A 19586-nucleotide genomic window follows, 5' to 3' on the forward strand; every position below is an offset into this window, starting at 1 on the left:
AAAGCAGAAAACTGACAAGAATATAAAACAATACAGTTCAGTTAAGCATTTCTTTCTTCTCTTCCTTTGCGTTCTTTGCGTCCTTGGCGGTTCGTTAAAAAAATTGACTTTGACAAAGAGTTAAAGTCTTTCAATTCCCTAAACTGATTGTTGAAGTTCTTTCTACCGGAACTGAAGCCTACGACCGAGGTGCTAAATTTGCCCAATATCGCCGTCTAGAAAGTTTGCAGGAATACGTACTAATTAATTCCGAAAGCATTGGTGTAGAAATCTTCCGCCTCAACGATCGCAGCAAATGGGAACTAACTTCTTATACCAACGGTGACGAAATTGAGTTAGTTTGTATTGAGTTTAAATTTCCTATAGAACTGCTGTACGAAGACGTAGAATTTCCGCCACAGGGGGCGCAAAATGACGGGACTTGAATACACATATACAGAATTACCCACAATAGAACAACTCCAAAAAATGCAACAACTTCCCGGCGGTTTGGGCTGGGAACATATCGAAGCAAACTATTTAGCAGCAATCCCCGAACAACGGGACGATTACCACGAAGTTCTCCTAATTCCCCGACTCCAGCGCCAACTCCGAGAAATCAACCTCGACGACAACGGACAACCCTGGCTAGACCAACGCCGCATCAACCAAGCCATCAGCCAACTGCAAAACCTCGGCTCCGGTAAACTGATGGAGAAAAACGAAACCCTGACAAAACTCCTCCTCACAGGCGTGAAAGTTGAAGGACTCACAGGAAAACAAATTACCATCAACCTGATAGACTTCGACCACCCCGAACGTAACGACTTCCTCGCCATCAGCCAATTCCGCATCGACCCACCGGGAGTAAAAGGCCCGAATGGTCACTATCGCCCCGATATCATTTTATTTGTCAACGGTATCCCCCTTGTCGTCATCGAATGCAAAGCCCCAGGTGCAGATATGCTCAAATCTGGGATTCAAGACTTGCTCAAATACTCCAACCAACGCCACAGCCCGCTACCAGAAGGAATTGAGCGCCTTTTTCACTACAACCAATTGATGATTTCTTGCACCTCCGGGCGGGCTGTTGTGGGTACGGTAGGGAGTCAACCCAAGCATTATCTGGAATGGAAAGACACCAGCCCTTTTGATTCCAACTTAATCGCCCAGGTTTTAGAGATCACAAACCCTACCCTTCCCGAAGAGGAATTAATCTCAAGTGCATCTAATTACTTATTACCTGAAGACAAGTCTGATAGATGTTGTCCTACAGCGTTTAGATCCCCCCTAACCCCCCTTAAAAAGGGGGGAACCGGAATCAAAGTCCCCCTTTTTAAGGGGGATTTAGGGGGATCTAACGACGTTTTGTATCCTGTACAAAAATCCGGGGAGACTTTAACAGCAGTCAAAAGCGGCGAAAAGTTAGAAGATTTAATTGATACATCCAAACTTAACCGCCGCCAGCAACTCATCGCCGGAATGCTTCACCCCGCCAACTTGCTGGATATCCTGCGCCACTACATTCTGTTTACAACCAAACACAACCGTCGAATCAAAATAGTCCCGCGCTATCAACAATTTCGTGGCGTATCCAAAGCCGTTGACCGCTTGCTACACAGTAAAACTAAAACACAACACGGTAGCGAAGACCAGCGTGGCGGTATTATCTGGCACTACCAAGGCTCTGGTAAAAGCTTGGATATGGTGTTTATCCTCCGCAAACTGCGGACAATTCCCCAACTTCAACAGTTTAAAGCTGTCATCGTTACCGATCGCACAGATTTAGAAGAACAACTTCAACAAACAGCAACCCTTTCTGGTCAAACTCTGCAAGTAGCAACAAGCATCAAAGATTTAGCGAAGAAACTGCGACAAACAGGGCCGGGTATTGTTTTTGGAATGGTTCAGAAATTCAACAAAATTAATCAACGCAAAGACCTCTCCCACCCAGCCTCCCTCTCCTACGAGGAGAGGGAGGAGCATGAAAATCAAGATTTAAAGCCTCTCTCCGCTTCGGGGAGAGGTTTGGAGAGGGGTCTTAATATCGAAGAATACGCTGATATTGATAAGCTAAACAATGCTCTCAATCCCTCGGAAAACATTTTACTATTAATTGACGAAGCTCACCGTTCCCACAGCAACACCCTTCACGCTTACCTTTCCAAAGCCTTACCCAATTGCGCCAAAATTGGTTTTACAGGAACTCCCATCATCTCAGCAAAGAAAAAGAAAACAAAAGATATCTTTGCTAATGACGAAAATCCTTATATTGATATCTACAGTATCCGCGATTCCCAAAAAGATAATGTCACCGTTCCCATTTTCTACGAAGGGCTGGAAACAATGGGAGCAGTCAAAGGAGCCAACACCCTAGACCAACTTTTTGAGGTGCTATTTCAAGACTATACCGCAGAAGAACGCGCAGCAATTAAATCCAAATACGTTGGTAAGAAAAACGTCCTCAACTCCAAAGAACTGATGAAGGACAAGGCTAGGCATATCTTACGGCACTATGTCACCCGGATCATGCAGGGTAAATTTAAAGCTCAGGTAGCAGCAAGCGATCGCCAAGCTTGCGTTTTGTACCAGCAATATCTTACCGCAGCCAAAGACGAACTGATTCAAGAATTAGAATCAAATGCCGTTATTCTGCAAAGTCTGAAATTAGAATCAGCACCTCCCGAATACCGCACCCTTGTACAAGCTTATCCTTACCTCGATACCATCAAGCGTTTAGAATTTGCGGCGATTATCTCCGCTAACAGCAAACAAGACCCGCAAGCCTGGAAACAATGGACGGATGAAAATAACCATACCATCTACAAAAACCGTTTCTGGAAAAGCTTAGATGAAGATGGTTTAGCTTTTTTAATTGTGAATAATAAACTCTTGGTGGGCTTCGACGCACCTTTAGAACAAGTGCTATATGTAGACCGCAGCTTAGTAGAACATGATTTATTACAAGCGATCGCTCGTACCAATCGCACCGCCGAAGGTAAAGACTACGGTTTAATTGTAGACTATTACGGTATCGACATCGCCGCCGCCATGAGTGTCTACGACCAAGAAGATGTTGCTGGTGCTTGGTTTGATATCCAAGAAGAACTACCCAAACTAGATGAAGCTTACCACCGGGTAATGAACTTTTGGCAAGAACGCAACTTAAATATTTACGATGACAAAGAAGCTTGTGTAAATATCCTAAATCATGATGAGCGAGCGCGTGCAGAATTCTATCAACTGCTGCGGGAATTTCTGCAAGCAATGGATGCCTTTTTACCTCGTCCCCAAGCTTTGCGCTACCTGAAGGATGCGAAAAAATTGGGAGAATTAAAGAAATTAGTCGATGATATTTTCCGAGATGAACGCCCAGAAGATGCTAAAGAAAAAGTTCAAGCGCTGATAGACCAACACATTCAATCTCAGGGGATTAACCTGAAAGTTTCACCAGTAAATATCCTTGACTTAGACTTTGAGCAACGGGTACAACAAAGACGTTCCGTGCAAACTCGTGCGGCCCAAATGGAACACGCCATCCGTTACCACATCCGCACCCACCTAGACGATGACCCAGTTTATTATCGCAACCTCAGCGACAAACTAGAAGAAATTTTACAACGTTTGGGTGCAGATTGGAATGCGATCGCTACAGAATTTTTAAACCTAGCGCAAAAAGTCCGAGCCGAACAAACCGAAGTCAGCGAAAATCAACCATCAGCCCGAATTCGCCCTTTCTTCAATGCTCTCATAGATACCCTGGAGTCATCAACACCCGAAATTGCCACCCAACTACAAACCTTTACCACCGAACTGGTAAACTTTATCTACAACCAAAGTTATGTAATTGGTTTCTGGAACGACTTGGTAGCCAGAGAAAACCTCTGCAAAAATATCTGGCTGAAATTAGAAGATTTAAATGTCTTCCCAGATAGTAAACTGGATGGTTTAGCAGACCAAATCACCCAATTAGCTGAACGACACGATGCAAATCGAGGGCGATGAAAACCATTAATGTTGGAGAACTTTCTTTTGAACTGCGCGAAAGTCCCCGTCGTCGCACAGTTGAAATTACCATCGAACGCGACGGTCAACTAATCATCACAACACCACCTCAAGTCCCTGTAGAAAAACTAGGACAAATTATCGAACAACGCCGCTTCTGGATTTACAGCAAACTTCTCAAAAAAGAAGCGATAAAACCGCCATCTGCACAAAAAACTTATTTACCTGGCGAAGGCTTCCACTATTTAGGACGCAGCTATCGCCTCAAATTAGTAGACACCGCAGACAACCCCCTGAGACTTTACCAAGGACGCTTTGAACTTTTGCGATCGCATCAAGACCAAGGTCGAGATTTATTTATTCAGTGGTATCGCGGTCATATTCAACAGTATTTAGAATCAATCATTACATCTCTTACTAACAGAATCAGCAAAGCACCGACTTCGATGCAAGTCCGCGAACTCAGTAATCGTTGGGGTTCATGTAATCCAAAAGGTGATATTTATTTCCACTGGCGGGTTGCTTTGCTTCCTACTTCCATGATTGAATATGTAGTCGTTCATGAAATGGTTCACTTAGTTCAACCCAACCACAATAGAGATTTCTGGGACAGGGTAGAGCGAATCTTACCTGACTGCGTGGATAGAAAAGAGTGGTTGGCGAAAAATGGCGCAACTTTCAGTTTATAAACAAATGGAGAATAACGGATTTGAACCGATGGCCTCTGCGGTGCGATCGCAGCACTCTACCAACTGAGCTAATTCCCCTTAATCGGTGCTAAGTCAAGAGTAATATCACTCATTAACTCAATACATTATCACCATATAGTATTCTAACATTCAGTTACCGATGGTTGAGGCTGTTTTTGGGAATAAATCTTCTGCACCCGTTCGAGTTCCAACTCACTGAGATAATCAACAGTCCAGTTACAGCAGCGCTGGAGCATGTGGAATGGGTAAGTATTCGCTACACCAACAACTTGCATTTGCGATCGCTTCGCCGCTTCGATACCTGCTGGAGTATCTTCAATTGCTAGACACTCCTGTGGTTGAAGATTCAATTCGGGATATTCTTTATTCAGGCGTTTTACTGCCAGTAGATAACCATCAGGTTCTGGTTTACTGGTGGTGATGTCATCACCCGCGACGATAATTTTAAAATGTTGGGCTAGTTTAGCGCGATTGAGTACCAATTCTATTTCTTTGCGAATAGCGCCACTGACTAATCCTAGTTTTAGATGACGCGATCGCACCTGAAATATTAAGTCTTCTATACCTGGATATAAAGGCAGTTTCTCTATTTTTTTTAGTTCCACCACATAGGCTTGGGCTTTGCGGTACAGCAACTGAGTTAAATAGTTTTCGTCATTTACTCTACCACGATTAGCGAGTAGTTGCTGAAAACAAGCGCGATCGCTGCGTCCTAAAGAAGCTTGACGCTCACTCACTTTTTGGGGTTGGAGATTTTCTTCAATGAGAATCTCATCGATCAGTTGCAGGTGGATTGGCTCATCGTTAATGATGACACCATTAAAATCAAAGAGAACTGCCTTTAAACTCATGCCTTTATGCCAAACGCTGGAGAACCAAGTCCCTCCAAATCATTATTATCTACTGATGTGGCAGTATACTGGCGGACATTTTTAGTTGCTATTGGTTTAATGCCGCTAGTTACCTGATTTATCCACCATACATCCTGCGATCGCACTGCTTCAAATCCGGCTGCACCCATATTCGCATCAATACTGCTAGCAGCATATTCACGAATATATGGCTCCTCAAAAAGGTCATTGAGCCATTCTAACTGACGCAGAGTCTTCTGATTCCCATCTAGAATTAACACTTGCCCTCCAGTTACCAGCAACCGGAAGCTTTCTTTTAGAATTGCTAGGGACACCGCATCTGGTATTTCGTGAAATAGCAAAGAAGCTGTCACCAAGTCAAATGTTGCATCCCTCAAACCAGTTTTTTCAGCATTCCCCTGTCGCCAGACTATATCTAAACCAGCAGTTCTAGCTTTATCTTCTGCCCTTACCAGCATATACGGTGATAAGTCCAAACCAATAACTTCCGCTTGGGGGAAAGCTTGCTTTAACATTAAAGTAGTGGAACCTGTGCCACAGCCTAAGTCAAGTATGCGTCGTGGTTTCACCTTGACGGCATCAACTAAAGCTTGACGAACAATACTTTCATTAGGCGGTAGAACGTATTGAGTAATCGGATCGTAAGTAACTGCTGCATCGTAAGTCAGATATCCGCCAATAATACCGTGAAAGTTTTGATTACTGTAGTACCACGGAATTATCACATCATCTCGTCGATAGCGATCGCACTCTTTCTCCCAGTCAATACTATCAGCGTAACGCCGTAATCCGTCTTCATCAATTAAAAGACGTACTACAGGGGATAAAAAACGTTCCCAGATTGTATCTTGACGCACTGCCATATTGTGTCAGAACTTTAAGGAGCTATTTAAACAAAGTGATTTTCTTTACAAATTTTAATACATTTGGGAAGCATCTGCTTTCTTCCTGTGGTGATATGTTGACGATTTTAATTTATTGTATTATTAATGTAGTATATAAATGTAACTCCTAAAAGTAGTTCTTCAGCTTCACGAAAATTCAGAGAGCCAAATCAAAGACAATACAACATTTATATTGCTACAACTAACTAAGTAATGGGTTATAAGTCATACCGATAATTATCACTACCATATACTCAATCGAAAATCTCAAATTTAAAATCCAAAATAGAAAAAATTATGCCCTACGAAAAATTAGAAATTACCACACCAGCACCCGTCTTATCTTGGGCAAATCACTCTTTGGGGTCAGAAGAAACCAAGATGGCCAAGAATGTGGCATCATTACCATTTGTATTTAAGCACGTGGCATTAATGCCAGATGTTCACTTAGGAAAAGGTGCCTTAGTGGGTTCTGTAATTGCAACTAAAGAGGCAATTATTCCAGCTGCTGTCGGTGTGGATATTGGTTGCGGTATGAGCGCGATCAAAACATCATTTACTGCTGAACAACTAGAAGGTAAACTAAAGAAAATCCGCCTGGATATTGAAGCAGCAATTCCGACTGGATTCAACGAAAATAAAGACGTTGAAAAATCCGTCAGCAATTGGCAACACTGGGATGATTTTAAAGACTTGCATCGCGGTGTGCAAGACCTACAAAGTAAAGCAATGAAACAAATGGGTTCTCTCGGTGGAGGAAATCACTTTATTGAAGTGTGCCTCGATACAGAGAATCAAGTTTGGTTGATGCTGCATTCTGGTTCGCGTAACATCGGTAATAAACTAGCCCAGTGTCATATTCACACAGCTAGAGAATTAGCAAAGATGGCAGGTAATAAATTACCTGACCCTGATTTGGCTCACTTTGTCGCTGGTACGCCAGAATTCCAAGCATACTGGCACGATTTGCAATGGTCACAAAACTATGCGCGTGTCAACCGCGATGTGATGATGGCGCGTTTTAAACATATTGTCGAGAAGCATTTAGCAGGTGGGAAAGCAACTAAACCTTTATTGCAGGTTAATTGTCATCACAATTACGCCGAAAAAGAAGTGCATTTTGACGAGGATGTATACGTTACTCGTAAGGGTGCAGTCCGCGCCCAGACTGAAGACTATGGGATTATTCCTGGTTCGATGGGGGCAAAGTCTTTCATCGTTAAGGGTAAAGGTAATGCCCACAGCTTCTGTTCTTGTTCCCACGGTGCAGGGCGTTTGCTGTCTAGAAATAAGGCAAAAAATGTCTACACACTTGATGATTTGATTGAGCAAACTAATGGTGTTGAATGCCGCAAAGATGAGGGCGTATTAGATGAGATTCCTGGTGCTTATAAGCCGATAGAACAAGTTATGGAAAATCAAGCAGATTTGGTTGAAGTTGTAGCAACGCTTAAGCAAGTTCTTTGTGTTAAGGGATAAATTTTTCGGGTGGGTAATGCCCACCTTTTTAGTTTTTTAAACGCAGAGGCACGCTGAGGTAAGCGCAGAGGTACGCTGAGGAATAAATGATTGTTTTAAGTGAATCGACTGAACAAATAGAGGCATCTGCTAGCGCTAGCGAAAATAAATTAATGGCAGAATTAAAAGAAGAGTATCGTCAAAAAATTGAAGCAGAAGCAATCGAACAAGGAGCTTGGTACGAAAATCTGACTTTTTTTGTAACTGGTCGAAAGGCTTGAAGCAAACTCTAACTTTCTATTATATTTAGCCAATTCATCAAATCAGCCTCACTGGCAAAATCTAGTAATACTTCACCCAAGTTTTCTAACTGAGCCAAGGACAACTCTTGCAACCGAGATTGTAACTGAGAGTTAATTGAACCGAGCCGACGAGTTAATAGACGCATAACTAACCTTAGTTCGGATTGTCTTCCTTGTTCAATGCCTTGTTCAATACCTTGTTCTCTCCCTTCTTGAAGTCCTTCTTGGAGGATTTCTTGATAAATGGCAGACTCTCTCATATCTTCTCTCCTCAAAAACTGACGAATTATTTCTGGCTCAAATACTAACCCTGCTAAAAGTTGGGTACATACCGAGATACTCTGCTTGGTGGCTGCTTCTTCAATCATACTCACCTGAACTGCTACCTGTTGAAGTAAGTTTTGAGGAGAATCTGTTCGCGCCAAAGTTGCCAAAGGTAATAAACCAGGAGATAACAGTAAGGGTTCTGGATCTTGTTCCCAAATTCGGATGATGCGGTAACGGTGGGTAGTATTGCGGGCAGTAAATTGATCTATAAAGACAGCTTCTGAAGTTGTGGGTTTAAGAAAAATCACTACCTGCTCGATATCACAATTATATTGTCGATATAGCCGCACCCAATAGTCCAACATCCGCAGTGGCAAGGGTGGAGTCGATGCTGGTAAAGTTTGAAACTCTAAATGCAGTATTTGATTGGCAGTTTGCAAAAAAGTTACAGAATCGGCACGGATTGGTTCTTGGTTTAATTCTGTTTTGAGAATCTGGATATCCGTTGCCTCAGATGCGAGTAAGTAGCGGATAAAATCTTCTGGATACTGCTCAACCAAATATTTCAGGGTGTTGTCGTATGTCACTTTGATATCAGTTTGGACATAAACTCATGTAGATAGGTGATATCGCTACATAGTTTGTCCATAAAAAATTTAGATGCAGGTATTGTTTATTGTTAGCGCTACTCTACGAGAAACTGCTGCTCGCCGATCGCGCTAACATTTAAATTTGGCGTTTTTGCTAAACTACAGTGTCAAAGAATGAGCATTTGTCTCAATCAACTTAGCTAAATCTTGCAAGAACGCCGCAGCATGGGCACCATAAATAATCCGATGGTCAGAAGTAATATTGACTTGCATTTGTTGCCGCACGCCAAATAAACCGTCGGGTGTTGCTACCACTTGCGGACGGGATGCCCCGATCGCTAAAATTGAACCTTGTCCAGGCGGTAAAATTGCATCAAATTTATCTACGCCAAACATCCCCAAATTCGACAGGGTAAAAGTACCACTGTTGTATTCTTGGGGTTGTAATTGTTTTGCCCTGGCACGTTCTACCAAAGACTTCCAAGTACGCGACAGAGAATATATATCCACTGCGTCTGCATTTTGCAGCACAGGTGTAATCAATCCGCCATCATCCATCGCTACTGCTACGGAAATGTTGATATCAGAATGATAGACAATACCCTGGTCTGAGTAGCTAGCATTTAACAATGGGTGTTTTTGCAATGTTACCGCTACTGCTTTCGCCAGTAGCGCTGTCATTGTCACGCCTTTGGATTTAATTTGTTTATAAAGTTTGTCTAATCCGTCAGTAGTAATTGTATAACCGACACGGAAGACGGGCACGGATATGGTGGCTACCATGTTCCGCACTACGGCATTTTGGAAGGTAGTTAGAGGAACGGTTTGACCAGGAACAGCCGCTACCGCTGGCGTGGGTGCTGGTGTCCGAGGTGCTGGGGGTGCAACTGGGGCGCTGGTTGGTACAGGTGCTGGTGGGGCAACTGGGGCAGTGGCGGGTTGTTTGCCCTTATTAGACAATGCTTCTACATCCTCGGCGACAATGCGACCGTGGGGGCCACTACCTTGGAGTGTAGTTAAATCAACTTTGAGTTCTTTGGCTAACTTGCGGGCACGGGGTGAAACTACAAGCCTTCCTTCTTTGTGGTTAGAACCGTTTTGAGACGCTAAGGCAGGTGTGGCGGCTGAGGCTGTGGCGGCAACTGGTTCAGGGGAAGAGGTAGGAGTAGCAGCTGCGCCGCCAGAATTGGCAAGAGATTTGGCAGTTTCAATTTCAGCTTCAGTTTCGGCGATGAAGGCGATCGCAGATCCTACCGGGGCAGTTTCACCAGCTTCAACTATGATATGGGCAAGAAATCCCTCATAAAAGGTTTCTACATCCATATCTGCCTTATCTGACTCTACAACCACCACTGTTTCGCCTTTTTCCACTTTGTCCCCTGGTGATTTCACCCAAGAGACGATTTTGCCTTCCGTCATGGTGGAACTCAGCGCCGGCATAAATACTTCGTGAATGCTCATAGGGTGGTTTGGAAATCAATGGTTTATGGACTTTAACAGCTTTTGTCAGATCGAATTGTATCTTGATGGGAGAGTTTTAGACTGTTTATATTTTAGGTTGAGGATTGGGGATTGGGCATTGGGCACTTGTACTGAGCGAACGCGAGTGCGTCTCGTAGAGAAGCCGTAAAGCCTGCGGCATAGCTTCGCTTAGGGCACAGCCTCTCCAAGAGTTGTATTGGGCTTGGGGCATTGGGAACTAATAACTGTTGACAAATGACAAATGACAAATGACAAATGACAAATGACAAATGACAAATAACTTAGGAACCTAAATATAGCTTAGAGGTCTATAATACAGAGCTATCCTCTATGGTTAGCCAATATCTCGATCTCGTTTTAGTCATTGACTTGCAAAAACCACCACGAGTTTCTCACAGATTAAATGGGATTGCTATTTAATATTCCTCATAACCACTACTTAAAATACAAGAGCTTCTCACGGATAGAGGATATAGGATGTAGTTCAATCTAGAATTCAAAACTGGTAATAAACCTATTTGAAATTCCTGTTTACTTTTATGTCGGCAAAGCTGAAATTCTTTTTGATTGTGATATTAAGTATCTCTGCCACGGCTGGTGCTGGAGTTTATATTATTCAGCACCAGCAATCTGCACCGATTGTTGAGACTAGTGATGAGCAAACCCAGCAGATGGGAGCAATACACCAGTCTCAGGAAGTTGCAGCATTCTCAGAGCGTTCCGATTATCAAACTATACCTTTAGAAAAGCTCAACTCATCTCTCCAAGGCAGTAATCCTACTACCCTCGCCCTGAATGCCTTTGAGGATATAGCAGTGGGAGGAACGCGAAAGATAGATGTAGTTTATCCGCAACCAAATCAGGCGTTAGTAACGATTACGCAAATCAAACGGGGTGATAATTCAGTTGGTACAGTTAAATATCGAGCAGAGATGACAACCTTTGGGCGATCGCTTTTTATTAGCTCACCTCCAGTGTGGGAAATTGTTTGGGCTGGCTCTCAGACAGAATGTTGGTCTGGGAGCCGTCACACTAAGTTAAATCCCATCTGTCATTAGTCATTGGTCATTGGTCATTGGTCACAAAATAAATGACAAAGGACAAAGGACAAATGACAAATGACTAATTTAAATGTCGCCGCGAATTTCTTCTACAACGCCATCGCGCAGAACGATTTCGACTTGCATTTTGCTAATCAGGTTATCACCAGTTTCTACCCGGAAAAAACCTTCCATTTGGAATTGATTGACTTCCTGATCTTGCTGGAGAAATTGCACTTGCTGGAGGTTTTGCAGCAACTGATTTTTCTGCTCTAAAAATTCACTTTTCTTTTGATTGACTTGGAGTTGGATATTGTCAATTTGTTGGAGGGTCTGGGGGCCAGGTGGTTGCAGACTCTGCTTTTGAATTGCCGCGATCGCTCTTTGTCCTTCAACGTCTAGCTGTTGCAGTTGCTGATCGAGTTGATTGATCTGGGTTTGTAGCTGCTGTTGTACTTCCTCTTTCCAGAGGGGAGTAACAATAACTTTGACGTTGACGACGCGTTTGAGAAGCAAATTAGATTTGGAGACATCCATAAATATTTCACGTTCACTCTTTACAGTTAGCAGGTGGAATCATCAGGCAAACATGCCGTCAATAATATCGCGATAGCGTTCCGTGACGATGTGTCGTCGAACTTTCAGTGTTTGTGTCATCAAACCATTTTCGATTGAAAACGGTTCCAGAATGAGTTTAAACGTTCCGATGCGGTCATCCGGTCGATAACCTGGACGATTTTGCACTTCCCGATTTAATTCTTGCCGAAATAAATCCTGGATCATTCTACTCTCGAAGTCAATTTTTTGACTATCTGAGGAAGTCACCCGATCGTTGGGCGTATCTAGCGTTAGATTCTGACTTGCTGCCCATTTTTCTAAGGCTTCGACATTAGGGACAATTAAGGCTCCCAGGGTGCGCCGATCTTGACCAATGAGCATAATTTGATCGATGTATGGCGATCGCAAACACGCATCTTCGATCGGCTGTGGCTCGATGTTTTCCCCGTTAGTCAATACAATCGTATCCTTGGCCCTGCCAGTCAGCACTAAATCATCTTGTGGTGTCAGCCAACCCAAATCGCCACTATCAAACCAACCTTCAGCGTCAATTGCTTTCGCTGTCGCTTCAAGATTTTGGTAATAGCCTTGCATAATCTGCGGGCCCCTCAACAATACTAAGCCTCGCTTTTCTATTGGTAAAGGCGCTTTTGTTTCAGGCTCGACGATTTTAGCTTCTGTTGCCGGAAGTGGTTGCCCTGATGCGCCAATCAAATTTCGCCAAGGACGCCGCACATGGGTAACAGGAGAAGTTTCTGTCAAGCCATAGCCTTGCAAAATCTGCACACCAATAATTTCAAAGAAATTATCTATGTGTCTGGGAAGCGCACCACCACCGCTAATCATCTGCTTAACTTCTCCTCCTGTGGCTTCCCGAACTTTGGCGTAAACCAGTCGTTCTCCCAAGGCATGAAGGGGTAATAAAGCTGATGTTTGTATCCTAGCTGTTAATCGTTCGCTACCTGAAGCATGAAGATTATTTAAGCTCAACCCTTGAGCAACTCGCCGCGCTTTGATATATTTTTCGCTAATGCCCAATAAAAAGTTAATTAGGCGTTGCTTATTCGCTGGTTGTTCGCGGAACTGCTTTTGCACTCCTTCATAAATCGATTCCCACAGGCGGGGTACACCCACCATGTAGTTAGGTTTAAATTGTCTCAAATCCCCTTTTACTGAGCGTAAATTAGTATAAACTTGGGTGCAACCTTGAGATAGTAGGTAATATTCAACAGTTCGTTCGTAACTGTGCCACGAAGGTAGGATACTGAGAACGATATCGCCAGCATTTGGTTGCAATACTGTCCCAAAGGTTGTTACTTGGTGCATCAAATTGTTATAAGACAGCATTACACCCTTGGGTTTACCTGTAGTGCCAGAGGTATAAATTAGGGTTGCCAAAGCGTCACGATTTTGTTTAACTGGCACAAAATTATGATTTTTCCCTATTTCAAGCAACTGTGTAAAGTTCAGCACCTTTAGGGTTTTGTTTGTTGGTGGTGCTTCATCAGAAAGTAAGATTACCACTTGAATTGGTAAATCTTTGAGGCGGTCTTGTAGTTTTTTAAGTGTTTTTAAATCTTCAACGACGATCGCTGTACTGCCGCTATTAGTGATAATAAACAGCAATTCTTCTTTTTCGGCTTGGGAACTACGCACCGCATCAACGCCTCCAGCAGTCATTATGCCTTGATCGGCAATAAACCACCGAGGACTATTGTCAGCAATTAGGGAAATGCGATCGCCTACCTTTACTCCCAACACTTGTAACCCAGCAGCAAATAGTTGCATTTGCTCTGCCAGCTGGGTATAAGTAATCACTACTTCTGGTAAGAAGTGAGGATTGCGGAGAGCGACAACATCACCAAATCGTTGAGCTGCCAAAGGCCAAATTTCTGGTAGCGATTCCACATTTGTGTAATCTACCAACCGCTTTAATGCCTGCCGTTCTCGCTCACTGATGTTAGATAAAAAAGAAGACACGGTTTGGGTTTTTGACATAACACCTTACCTAAATATTTTTAACCGATCGTTTTCCAGCTTATTTTGTTATTAGGCTACAATAACCGTCCTTATTATCCACATTCCCTCCTGTGTATGATAATTCCAGGAATTCCACGTTTATATTTACAAAAGTTTATGTTAAAGTTAATTTACATAGACTGCAAGCAATGATTGGGTTTGCATCTAAGAACAGCGATGTCTACGACGGGCTACGCCTACGCCTATTTTTCACAGGAGATGATTACCTATGAATTTCATAGACGCCATACTGCTAACGCTTCTCAATATTGCTGCTTGCATGGTGTTACCTAAGCTTTTAGCTATCCTTCTGGCTGATAAAACCAAACTTACTGAAACGTTAGTGAATGGTTCCAAATTACAAGCAGCCAAAATTCAACTTACCAGTTTTCCTTATTGTACAGCTTACCAATTGACAGGTAGCCAATACTGCAAATTCAGTCCTGATTTTTGTGCTAACTGTTCTCCAAATTGATCGATTATTCGCCAGGAAAAATTCCTTGGTACTTTCGACAACCAGTAATTCAATTAACTCTTCAACACATTCATTCTAATTTTGACAGTTTGAAATCCCCAACTTCTTCAAGAGGTCAGGGATATTTTTGTTCGTAACTCCTGCAAGGATTACTAAATTGGGATAAAAGTAGCAAAGCTGTCACTAGCCGCCACGCGACGGCTGAAACGTTTACTCAGAGTTGATTACATCAAAAATTTTGGAATTTTTACGCCACATCAAGCTCCAATTGCTTGCTCATATCCGCGGCAATGCCGTACAGCACGCCCTTGATGTCCACGTCGATCATCCGGTTCCATTCGTCAATCTTGAAGCGCTCAACGACCGGTCATTTGCTCCAGCTTTTCGGGATACCGAGCTCCTTGCACCGCGATCTTGGAGGCCGCATCATCGATGTCATGCAGATCGTCGGGCGTGAGTTCGACTGAGACTGCCCCGATGTTTTCGTCCAAGCGATGCAGCTTCGTGGTGCCTGGGATCGGAACAATCCACGGCTTCTGGGCAAGCAGCCAGGCGATCGCGATCTGAGCAGGTGTCGCCTGCTTCCGTTCTGCGATGCTGCCAAGCAGATTAATCAAGGCTTGATTCGCCTTGAGAGCCTCTGGTGTAAAGCGAGGCAGGGTGCTGCGGAAGTCGGAGCTGTCGAAAGTCGCTTTTTCGTCGATCTTACCAGTGAGAAAGCCCTTACCCAGGGGGCTGTACGGGACAAAGCCGATTCCGAGTTCCTCAAGGGTCGGTATCACTTCTTTCTCAGGAGTCCTCGTCCACAGCGAGTATTCGCTCTGGAGAGCAGTGACCGGCTGAACGGCGTGCGCGCGACGGATCGTTTGCACTCCTGCTTCAGAGAGTCCAAAGTGCTTAACCTTACCTGCCTGAATCAGTTCCTTCACCGCTCCTGCCACATCTTCGATCGGCACATTCGGGTCAACCCGGTGCTGATAGAGCAGGTCGATTGTCTCGACCTTGAGTCGCTTGAGTGAACCCTCCACGGCTTCCTTAATATGCTCCGGTCGGCTATTCAGTCCTGGTGAACCCTTCATCCCACGGGGATCGAAATTAGGACTCACGTCGAACCCGAATTTGGTGGCGATGACCACTTGCCCGCGGAAGGGAGCGAGGGCTTCGCCCACAAGCTCTTCGTTGGTGAACGGGCCGTAGACCTCGGCGGTGTCAAAGAATGTAACGCCGCGATCGACGGCGGCTTGAAGGAGAGCAGTCATCTCCTGCGTGTCTTTGGGTGGGCCATAGGAAAAGCTCATTCCCATGCAGCCCAGCCCGATCGCCGATACTTCTAGATTGCTATTTCCAAGTTTGCGTTTTTGCATGATTTCTCCTGTAAGGGCAGTGAAAAGCCCTGTTATAGTTCGTTGTTAAATTGCTGTCTGAGCCAAATTAAACGGGAGTGCAGTGGTCTTAGGTATTGCGTTTTGCAGTGCCTAGCATTTTCACCACTTCCGGATTGCGCTGGTCGAAGAAGAGGCTTTGCTTCATATCCAGCGTCACAATGGCATCCATATCTTCATCGCTTAATTCAAAATCGAAGATGTCGAAGTTTTCGATGATTCTTTCTTTGCGAACCGATTTTGGAATCACTACGACTCCTCTTTGGGTTAGCCAACGCAGAATGACCTGAGCAACAGTTTTCTTGCACTTTTGGGCGATCGCAAGCAGCAGTTCATTCTCGAAAATGTTGTTCTTGCCTTCAGCAAACGGTCCCCAGGATTCAATCTGAACCTTGTTCTCCTGTAAAAACTTCTGGGTTTCAATTTGCTGATGGAAGGGATGGGTTTCGATTTGATTGACCGCAGGAACCACTTTGTTATGAACCATCAGATCCATCAAGCGATCGGGTTGGAAGTTACTCACACCGATGGCTCTAATCCGACCTTCCCGATACAATTCTTCCATCGCTCGCCAAGAGCCATAGACATCGCCATAGGGTTGATGAATCAGATAGAGATCCAGATAATCCAGTTGCAATCTCTTGAGCGATCGTTCAAACGCCTTCTTTGTGCTTTCGTAGCCCGCATCCTGAATCCAAAGCTTCGTGGTGACAAAAATCTCTTCTCTTGCCACACCACTTTTTTCAATGGCTTTGCCAACGGCTTCTTCGTTTTCATAAGCAGCGGCTGTATCAATCAAACGATAGCCAGCACGTATGGCTTCATATACGCTTCTTTCACACTCCTCAAGGTCAGTTACCTGGTAGACACCGAACCCTAAAATGGGCATCTCGACACCGTTATTCAATACAACCTTTTGCATCGTTTCCCTCCAAGATTTTCGAGTTTGCATTGTTTTTCTCCGTTGAAGTGGAACTGAGATTGTTTGTTGTCGATCGATCCCGCTGTTGTCAGTCGCCTTCGCTGCGATCCCTGCTCGTAGTAGGGTCGCCGATGTGGGACGCGGCGCTCTCGTGACTCCGGCGAGGCCAGATATAGAAGACGTTGAGGAGGATGAAGAGCAGCAGCGCCAGCCAGGGCACGACCAGCGCGACTACGGCGGTGATCGCGTAAGCGATCGGACCAATGAGGAACTGCCGTTCGATCTGCCGTGCCTTTTTCGCCGTCAGGTGGGTGTCGAGCAGCCGATACCCGCGAGCTGCGTACCGCCACATAGAGGTGACGAAGATACCGATTACAGTATGGATCCCACCGTAGAATGCAGCAGCAACTGGCTCGTCCGTTCCGCGGTGAAACGCTTCGGCGAGTACGGCGGTTGGGAACGGCAGGAATGCGATGAGCATCAGGAGGAGGACGTTAAGCAGCAACAGCGTTCCATCCACGCGGACAATGTGCTGGAACATGCCGTGGTGGTTGATCCAGATTGTGCCGATCGCCAGGAAGCTCACCACGTAGGCGAGGTAGGACGGCCAGAGATGGAGGAGTTCTGCCCCGAGCGCCGTATTGGGTGGCGGCACTTTGATTTCGAGCACCAGCAGGGTGATGGCGATCGCGAAAACACCGTCGCTAAATGCCTCCAAGCGGGTGGTATCCACGCTCACCTCCTCCCAAGCGGTCATGTTTGTGCGTTTGCATTGGACTCCTTCGAGGATTCACATCGGTTATTCAGATTTGAGTGATGCCATATCGATCGAGAAGCGGTATTTCACATCGGACTTGAGCAACCGTTCGTAAGCTTCGTTGACCTTCTGAATCGGGATGACTTCGACATCGGCGGTAATGTTATGTTCCCCGCAAAAGTCGAGCATTTCCTGAGTTTCGGCAATACCACCGATATTCGAGCCAGAGAGATTGTGGCGACCCATGATCAGGCTGAATGCCGCGATTTCTAGAGGCTTTGGGGATGCACCAACTAGGGTGAGGTTGCCGTCAGGACGGAGCAGATTGAGATAGGCGTTAATGTCGTGATTGGCAGAGACGGTATCGAGGATGAAGTCGAAGCTACCCGTGTGTTTCTGCATCTCGTCGGGATTACGCGAGACGACGACTTCATCAGCACCGAGACGAAGCGCGTCTTCTTTCTTGCCGGGTGAAGTGGTGAAGACCACGACATCGGCACCGAGCGCATGAGCAAACTTCACGCCCATGTGCCCTAATCCGCCAAGACCGACCACGCCCACTTTCTTGCCTTTGGTCACGCCGTGGTAGTACAGGGGCGAGTAGGTTGTGATGCCAGCACAAAGGAGTGGCGCGACTCCAGCAAGATCGAGATTCGAGGGAACGCGCAGCACGAAGCGTTGATCGACGACGATGCGATCGCAATAGCCGCCATAAGTAACCCCGCCAAGGTGCTTGTCCGGGGAATTGTAGGTGTAGGTCAGGTTCGAGCAGAACTGCTCAAGATCCGCTTTGCACTCTTGGCACGTGCCGTCCGAGTCCACAAGGCAGCCGACTCCCGCGAGGTCACCTGGCTTAAACCGAGTCACTGCCGAGCCGACTTGGGTGACACGACCAACGATTTCATGACCGGGAACAATCGGGTAGACCGTGTTGCTCCACTCGTTTCGCACTGCATGGAGATCGGAGTGGCAGATGCCGCAGAAGAGGATTTCGATCTGTACGTCGTGTTCGGTTAAATCGCGTCGCTCGATCGTATCGGAAGCCAGCGGTGAGGTCGCACTAGCAGCGGAATAAGCTTTCGCGTTGTACATAATAATATTGATGCTCCTATTTGTTTACTTTTGCTACCTGGTATTGTTCGTCGCTGACCTGTTCCATCCAGTCCACAGTTTTGCCGTCGAGCTGTTCCTGAATGGCGATATGCGTCATAGCCGTGGTTGCAGTGGCACCATGCCAATGCTTCTCACCCGGCGAGAACCAAATCACGTCACCCGGTCGTATTTCCTCCCTTGGATCACCCCATCGCTGCACCCAGCCGCAACCTGCCGTAACGATCAGGGTCTGCCCCAACGGATGGGTGTGCCATGCTGTCCGAGCGCCAGGCTCGAACGTGACACTGGCACCAGCAGTGCGTGCTGGATCGTGCGCCTCGAACAGGGGGTCAATGCGTACAGTGCCAGTAAAATACTCGGCCGACCCTTTGGCGGAAGGCTGTGAGCCACTTCTTTTGATGTCCATTTGCTTAATTCCTTCACTTGATGCCATTTGGGTTGCTAGCTCAATCATAGAGATTGAGTACTTATGCCTGCTCTATCTGTAGGGATGGATTTTTTTAAGTAACAAGGTTAGCCTTGATCACATTTTGGTTGTCAGTAGGCGAGTCTCTTACCCAATAAAAACTGAGTTTTCTCTTAAACAAAAATCCAGAATGCTTACAAGAAGCCGGAATCATTTTTAATTGCTTTGCTTCATTCTAAGGATTCTAAAGGGCAAGCAATATGACGATCGTCTAAGATCGTTGTACAATTCTGCAAACTTAGAAATGAACGCTGTCAAATCGAGTGAAAAGTCCGATCTCGTCCTTGTATAGCAATTATGACACT

The 19586-nt window shown here is 45.2% G+C and carries 18 protein-coding genes and 1 tRNA gene; 7 read left to right on the top strand and 12 right to left on the bottom strand.

Features of this window, described 5'->3' with window-relative positions; genetic code table 11:
- Nucleotides 1-143 precede the first annotated feature (143 nt).
- The 3 genes from V7K41_RS08865 to V7K41_RS08875 are packed head-to-tail and all read left to right on the top strand — an operon-like array spanning nucleotide 144 to nucleotide 4673.
- The gene (locus V7K41_RS08865; RefSeq protein ID WP_334847502.1) at nucleotides 144-425 is read left to right on the top strand and encodes a Uma2 family endonuclease; all 282 of its coding nucleotides are present in this window, start codon (nucleotides 144-146) and stop codon (nucleotides 423-425) included.
- Nucleotides 412-3984 carry a type I restriction endonuclease subunit R gene (locus tag V7K41_RS08870; RefSeq protein WP_334847322.1) on the top strand — a complete coding sequence of 1191 codons (3573 nt, stop codon included), beginning with the start codon at nucleotides 412-414 and terminating at the stop codon, nucleotides 3982-3984. Before V7K41_RS08865 ends, V7K41_RS08870 begins: the two co-directional genes overlap by 14 nt.
- Nucleotides 3981-4673: a M48 family metallopeptidase gene (locus V7K41_RS08875; protein ID WP_334847323.1), complete on the top strand. Its 693-nt coding sequence runs from the start codon at nucleotides 3981-3983 to the stop codon at nucleotides 4671-4673. The genes V7K41_RS08870 and V7K41_RS08875 overlap by 4 nt, the downstream gene beginning before the upstream one ends.
- A 5-nt stretch (nucleotides 4674-4678) precedes the next feature.
- Here V7K41_RS08875 and V7K41_RS08880 read toward each other — a convergent pair.
- From V7K41_RS08880 to V7K41_RS08890, 3 genes are all read right to left on the bottom strand, one after another.
- A tRNA-Ala gene (locus V7K41_RS08880) sits at nucleotides 4679-4751 on the bottom strand.
- Nucleotides 4752-4816: 65 nt separating this feature from the next.
- Entirely contained in the window at nucleotides 4817-5545 is a 729-nt protein-coding gene (locus V7K41_RS08885; protein WP_334847325.1) for an HAD family hydrolase, read from the bottom strand.
- Complete coding sequence (locus V7K41_RS08890) at nucleotides 5542-6429, bottom strand: class I SAM-dependent methyltransferase (RefSeq protein ID WP_334847327.1); 888 nt, start codon at nucleotides 6427-6429, stop codon at nucleotides 5542-5544. Before V7K41_RS08890 ends, V7K41_RS08885 begins: the two co-directional genes overlap by 4 nt.
- Nucleotides 6430-6747: 318 nt before the next feature.
- Between V7K41_RS08890 and V7K41_RS08895 the strand changes: the two genes are divergently transcribed.
- Together V7K41_RS08895 and V7K41_RS08900 are read left to right on the top strand one after the other, a co-directional pair.
- Entirely contained in the window at nucleotides 6748-7929 is a 1182-nt protein-coding gene (locus V7K41_RS08895; RefSeq protein ID WP_334847329.1) for an RtcB family protein, read from the top strand.
- Nucleotides 7930-8015: 86 nt separating this feature from the next.
- Entirely contained in the window at nucleotides 8016-8189 is a 174-nt protein-coding gene (locus tag V7K41_RS08900; protein WP_334847331.1) for a hypothetical protein, read from the top strand.
- Between the two features lie 8 nt (nucleotides 8190-8197).
- Here V7K41_RS08900 and V7K41_RS08905 read toward each other — a convergent pair whose 3' ends face one another.
- Nucleotides 8198-9064, bottom strand: coding sequence for an Rpn family recombination-promoting nuclease/putative transposase (locus tag V7K41_RS08905; protein WP_334847333.1), 867 nt, complete (start codon nucleotides 9062-9064; stop codon nucleotides 8198-8200).
- A gap of 162 nt (nucleotides 9065-9226) precedes the next feature.
- Nucleotides 9227-10528: a dihydrolipoamide acetyltransferase family protein gene (locus V7K41_RS08910; protein WP_334847334.1), complete on the bottom strand. Its 1302-nt coding sequence runs from the start codon at nucleotides 10526-10528 to the stop codon at nucleotides 9227-9229.
- 560 nt (nucleotides 10529-11088) lie between these two features.
- Between V7K41_RS08910 and V7K41_RS08915 the strand changes: the two genes are divergently transcribed.
- On the top strand, nucleotides 11089-11607 hold the full coding sequence (locus V7K41_RS08915; protein WP_334847336.1) for a hypothetical protein: 519 nt from the start codon (nucleotides 11089-11091) through the stop codon (nucleotides 11605-11607).
- Nucleotides 11608-11676: 69 nt separating this feature from the next.
- Here V7K41_RS08915 and V7K41_RS08920 read toward each other — a convergent pair whose 3' ends face one another.
- Nucleotides 11677-12126 (bottom strand): YlqD family protein, encoded by a 450-nt coding sequence (locus tag V7K41_RS08920; protein ID WP_069072569.1) that lies wholly within the window; start codon nucleotides 12124-12126, stop codon nucleotides 11677-11679.
- Nucleotides 12127-12168: 42 nt separating this feature from the next.
- Nucleotides 12169-14145: an AMP-dependent synthetase/ligase gene (locus V7K41_RS08925; protein ID WP_334847338.1), complete on the bottom strand. Its 1977-nt coding sequence runs from the start codon at nucleotides 14143-14145 to the stop codon at nucleotides 12169-12171.
- Between the two features lie 250 nt (nucleotides 14146-14395).
- On the opposite strand from V7K41_RS08925, the gene V7K41_RS08930 reads away from it, so the two are divergent.
- Nucleotides 14396-14641, top strand: coding sequence for a hypothetical protein (locus V7K41_RS08930; protein WP_334847341.1), 246 nt, complete (start codon nucleotides 14396-14398; stop codon nucleotides 14639-14641).
- A 356-nt stretch (nucleotides 14642-14997) separates the two neighbouring features.
- Here V7K41_RS08930 and V7K41_RS08940 read toward each other — a convergent pair whose 3' ends face one another.
- From V7K41_RS08940 to V7K41_RS08960, 5 genes are all read right to left on the bottom strand, one after another.
- Nucleotides 14998-16005: an aldo/keto reductase gene (locus tag V7K41_RS08940; protein WP_334847343.1), complete on the bottom strand. Its 1008-nt coding sequence runs from the start codon at nucleotides 16003-16005 to the stop codon at nucleotides 14998-15000.
- Nucleotides 16006-16093: 88 nt separating this feature from the next.
- The gene (locus V7K41_RS08945; RefSeq protein ID WP_334847345.1) at nucleotides 16094-16945 is read right to left on the bottom strand and encodes an aldo/keto reductase; all 852 of its coding nucleotides are present in this window, start codon (nucleotides 16943-16945) and stop codon (nucleotides 16094-16096) included.
- A gap of 88 nt (nucleotides 16946-17033) precedes the next feature.
- Nucleotides 17034-17678, bottom strand: a complete 645-nt coding sequence (locus V7K41_RS08950; RefSeq protein ID WP_334847346.1) for a TMEM175 family protein — start codon at nucleotides 17676-17678, stop codon at nucleotides 17034-17036.
- 66 nt (nucleotides 17679-17744) lie between these two features.
- Nucleotides 17745-18794 (bottom strand): NAD(P)-dependent alcohol dehydrogenase, encoded by a 1050-nt coding sequence (locus tag V7K41_RS08955; protein WP_334847348.1) that lies wholly within the window; start codon nucleotides 18792-18794, stop codon nucleotides 17745-17747.
- 16 nt (nucleotides 18795-18810) lie between these two features.
- The gene (locus V7K41_RS08960) at nucleotides 18811-19248 is read right to left on the bottom strand and encodes a (R)-mandelonitrile lyase (protein ID WP_334847349.1); all 438 of its coding nucleotides are present in this window, start codon (nucleotides 19246-19248) and stop codon (nucleotides 18811-18813) included.
- Nucleotides 19249-19586: the final 338 nt, after the last annotated feature.

This window comes from Nostoc sp. (genome assembly GCF_036917415.1).
In the GTDB taxonomy this organism is placed as follows: Bacteria; Cyanobacteriota; Cyanobacteriia; order Cyanobacteriales; family Nostocaceae; genus Nostoc.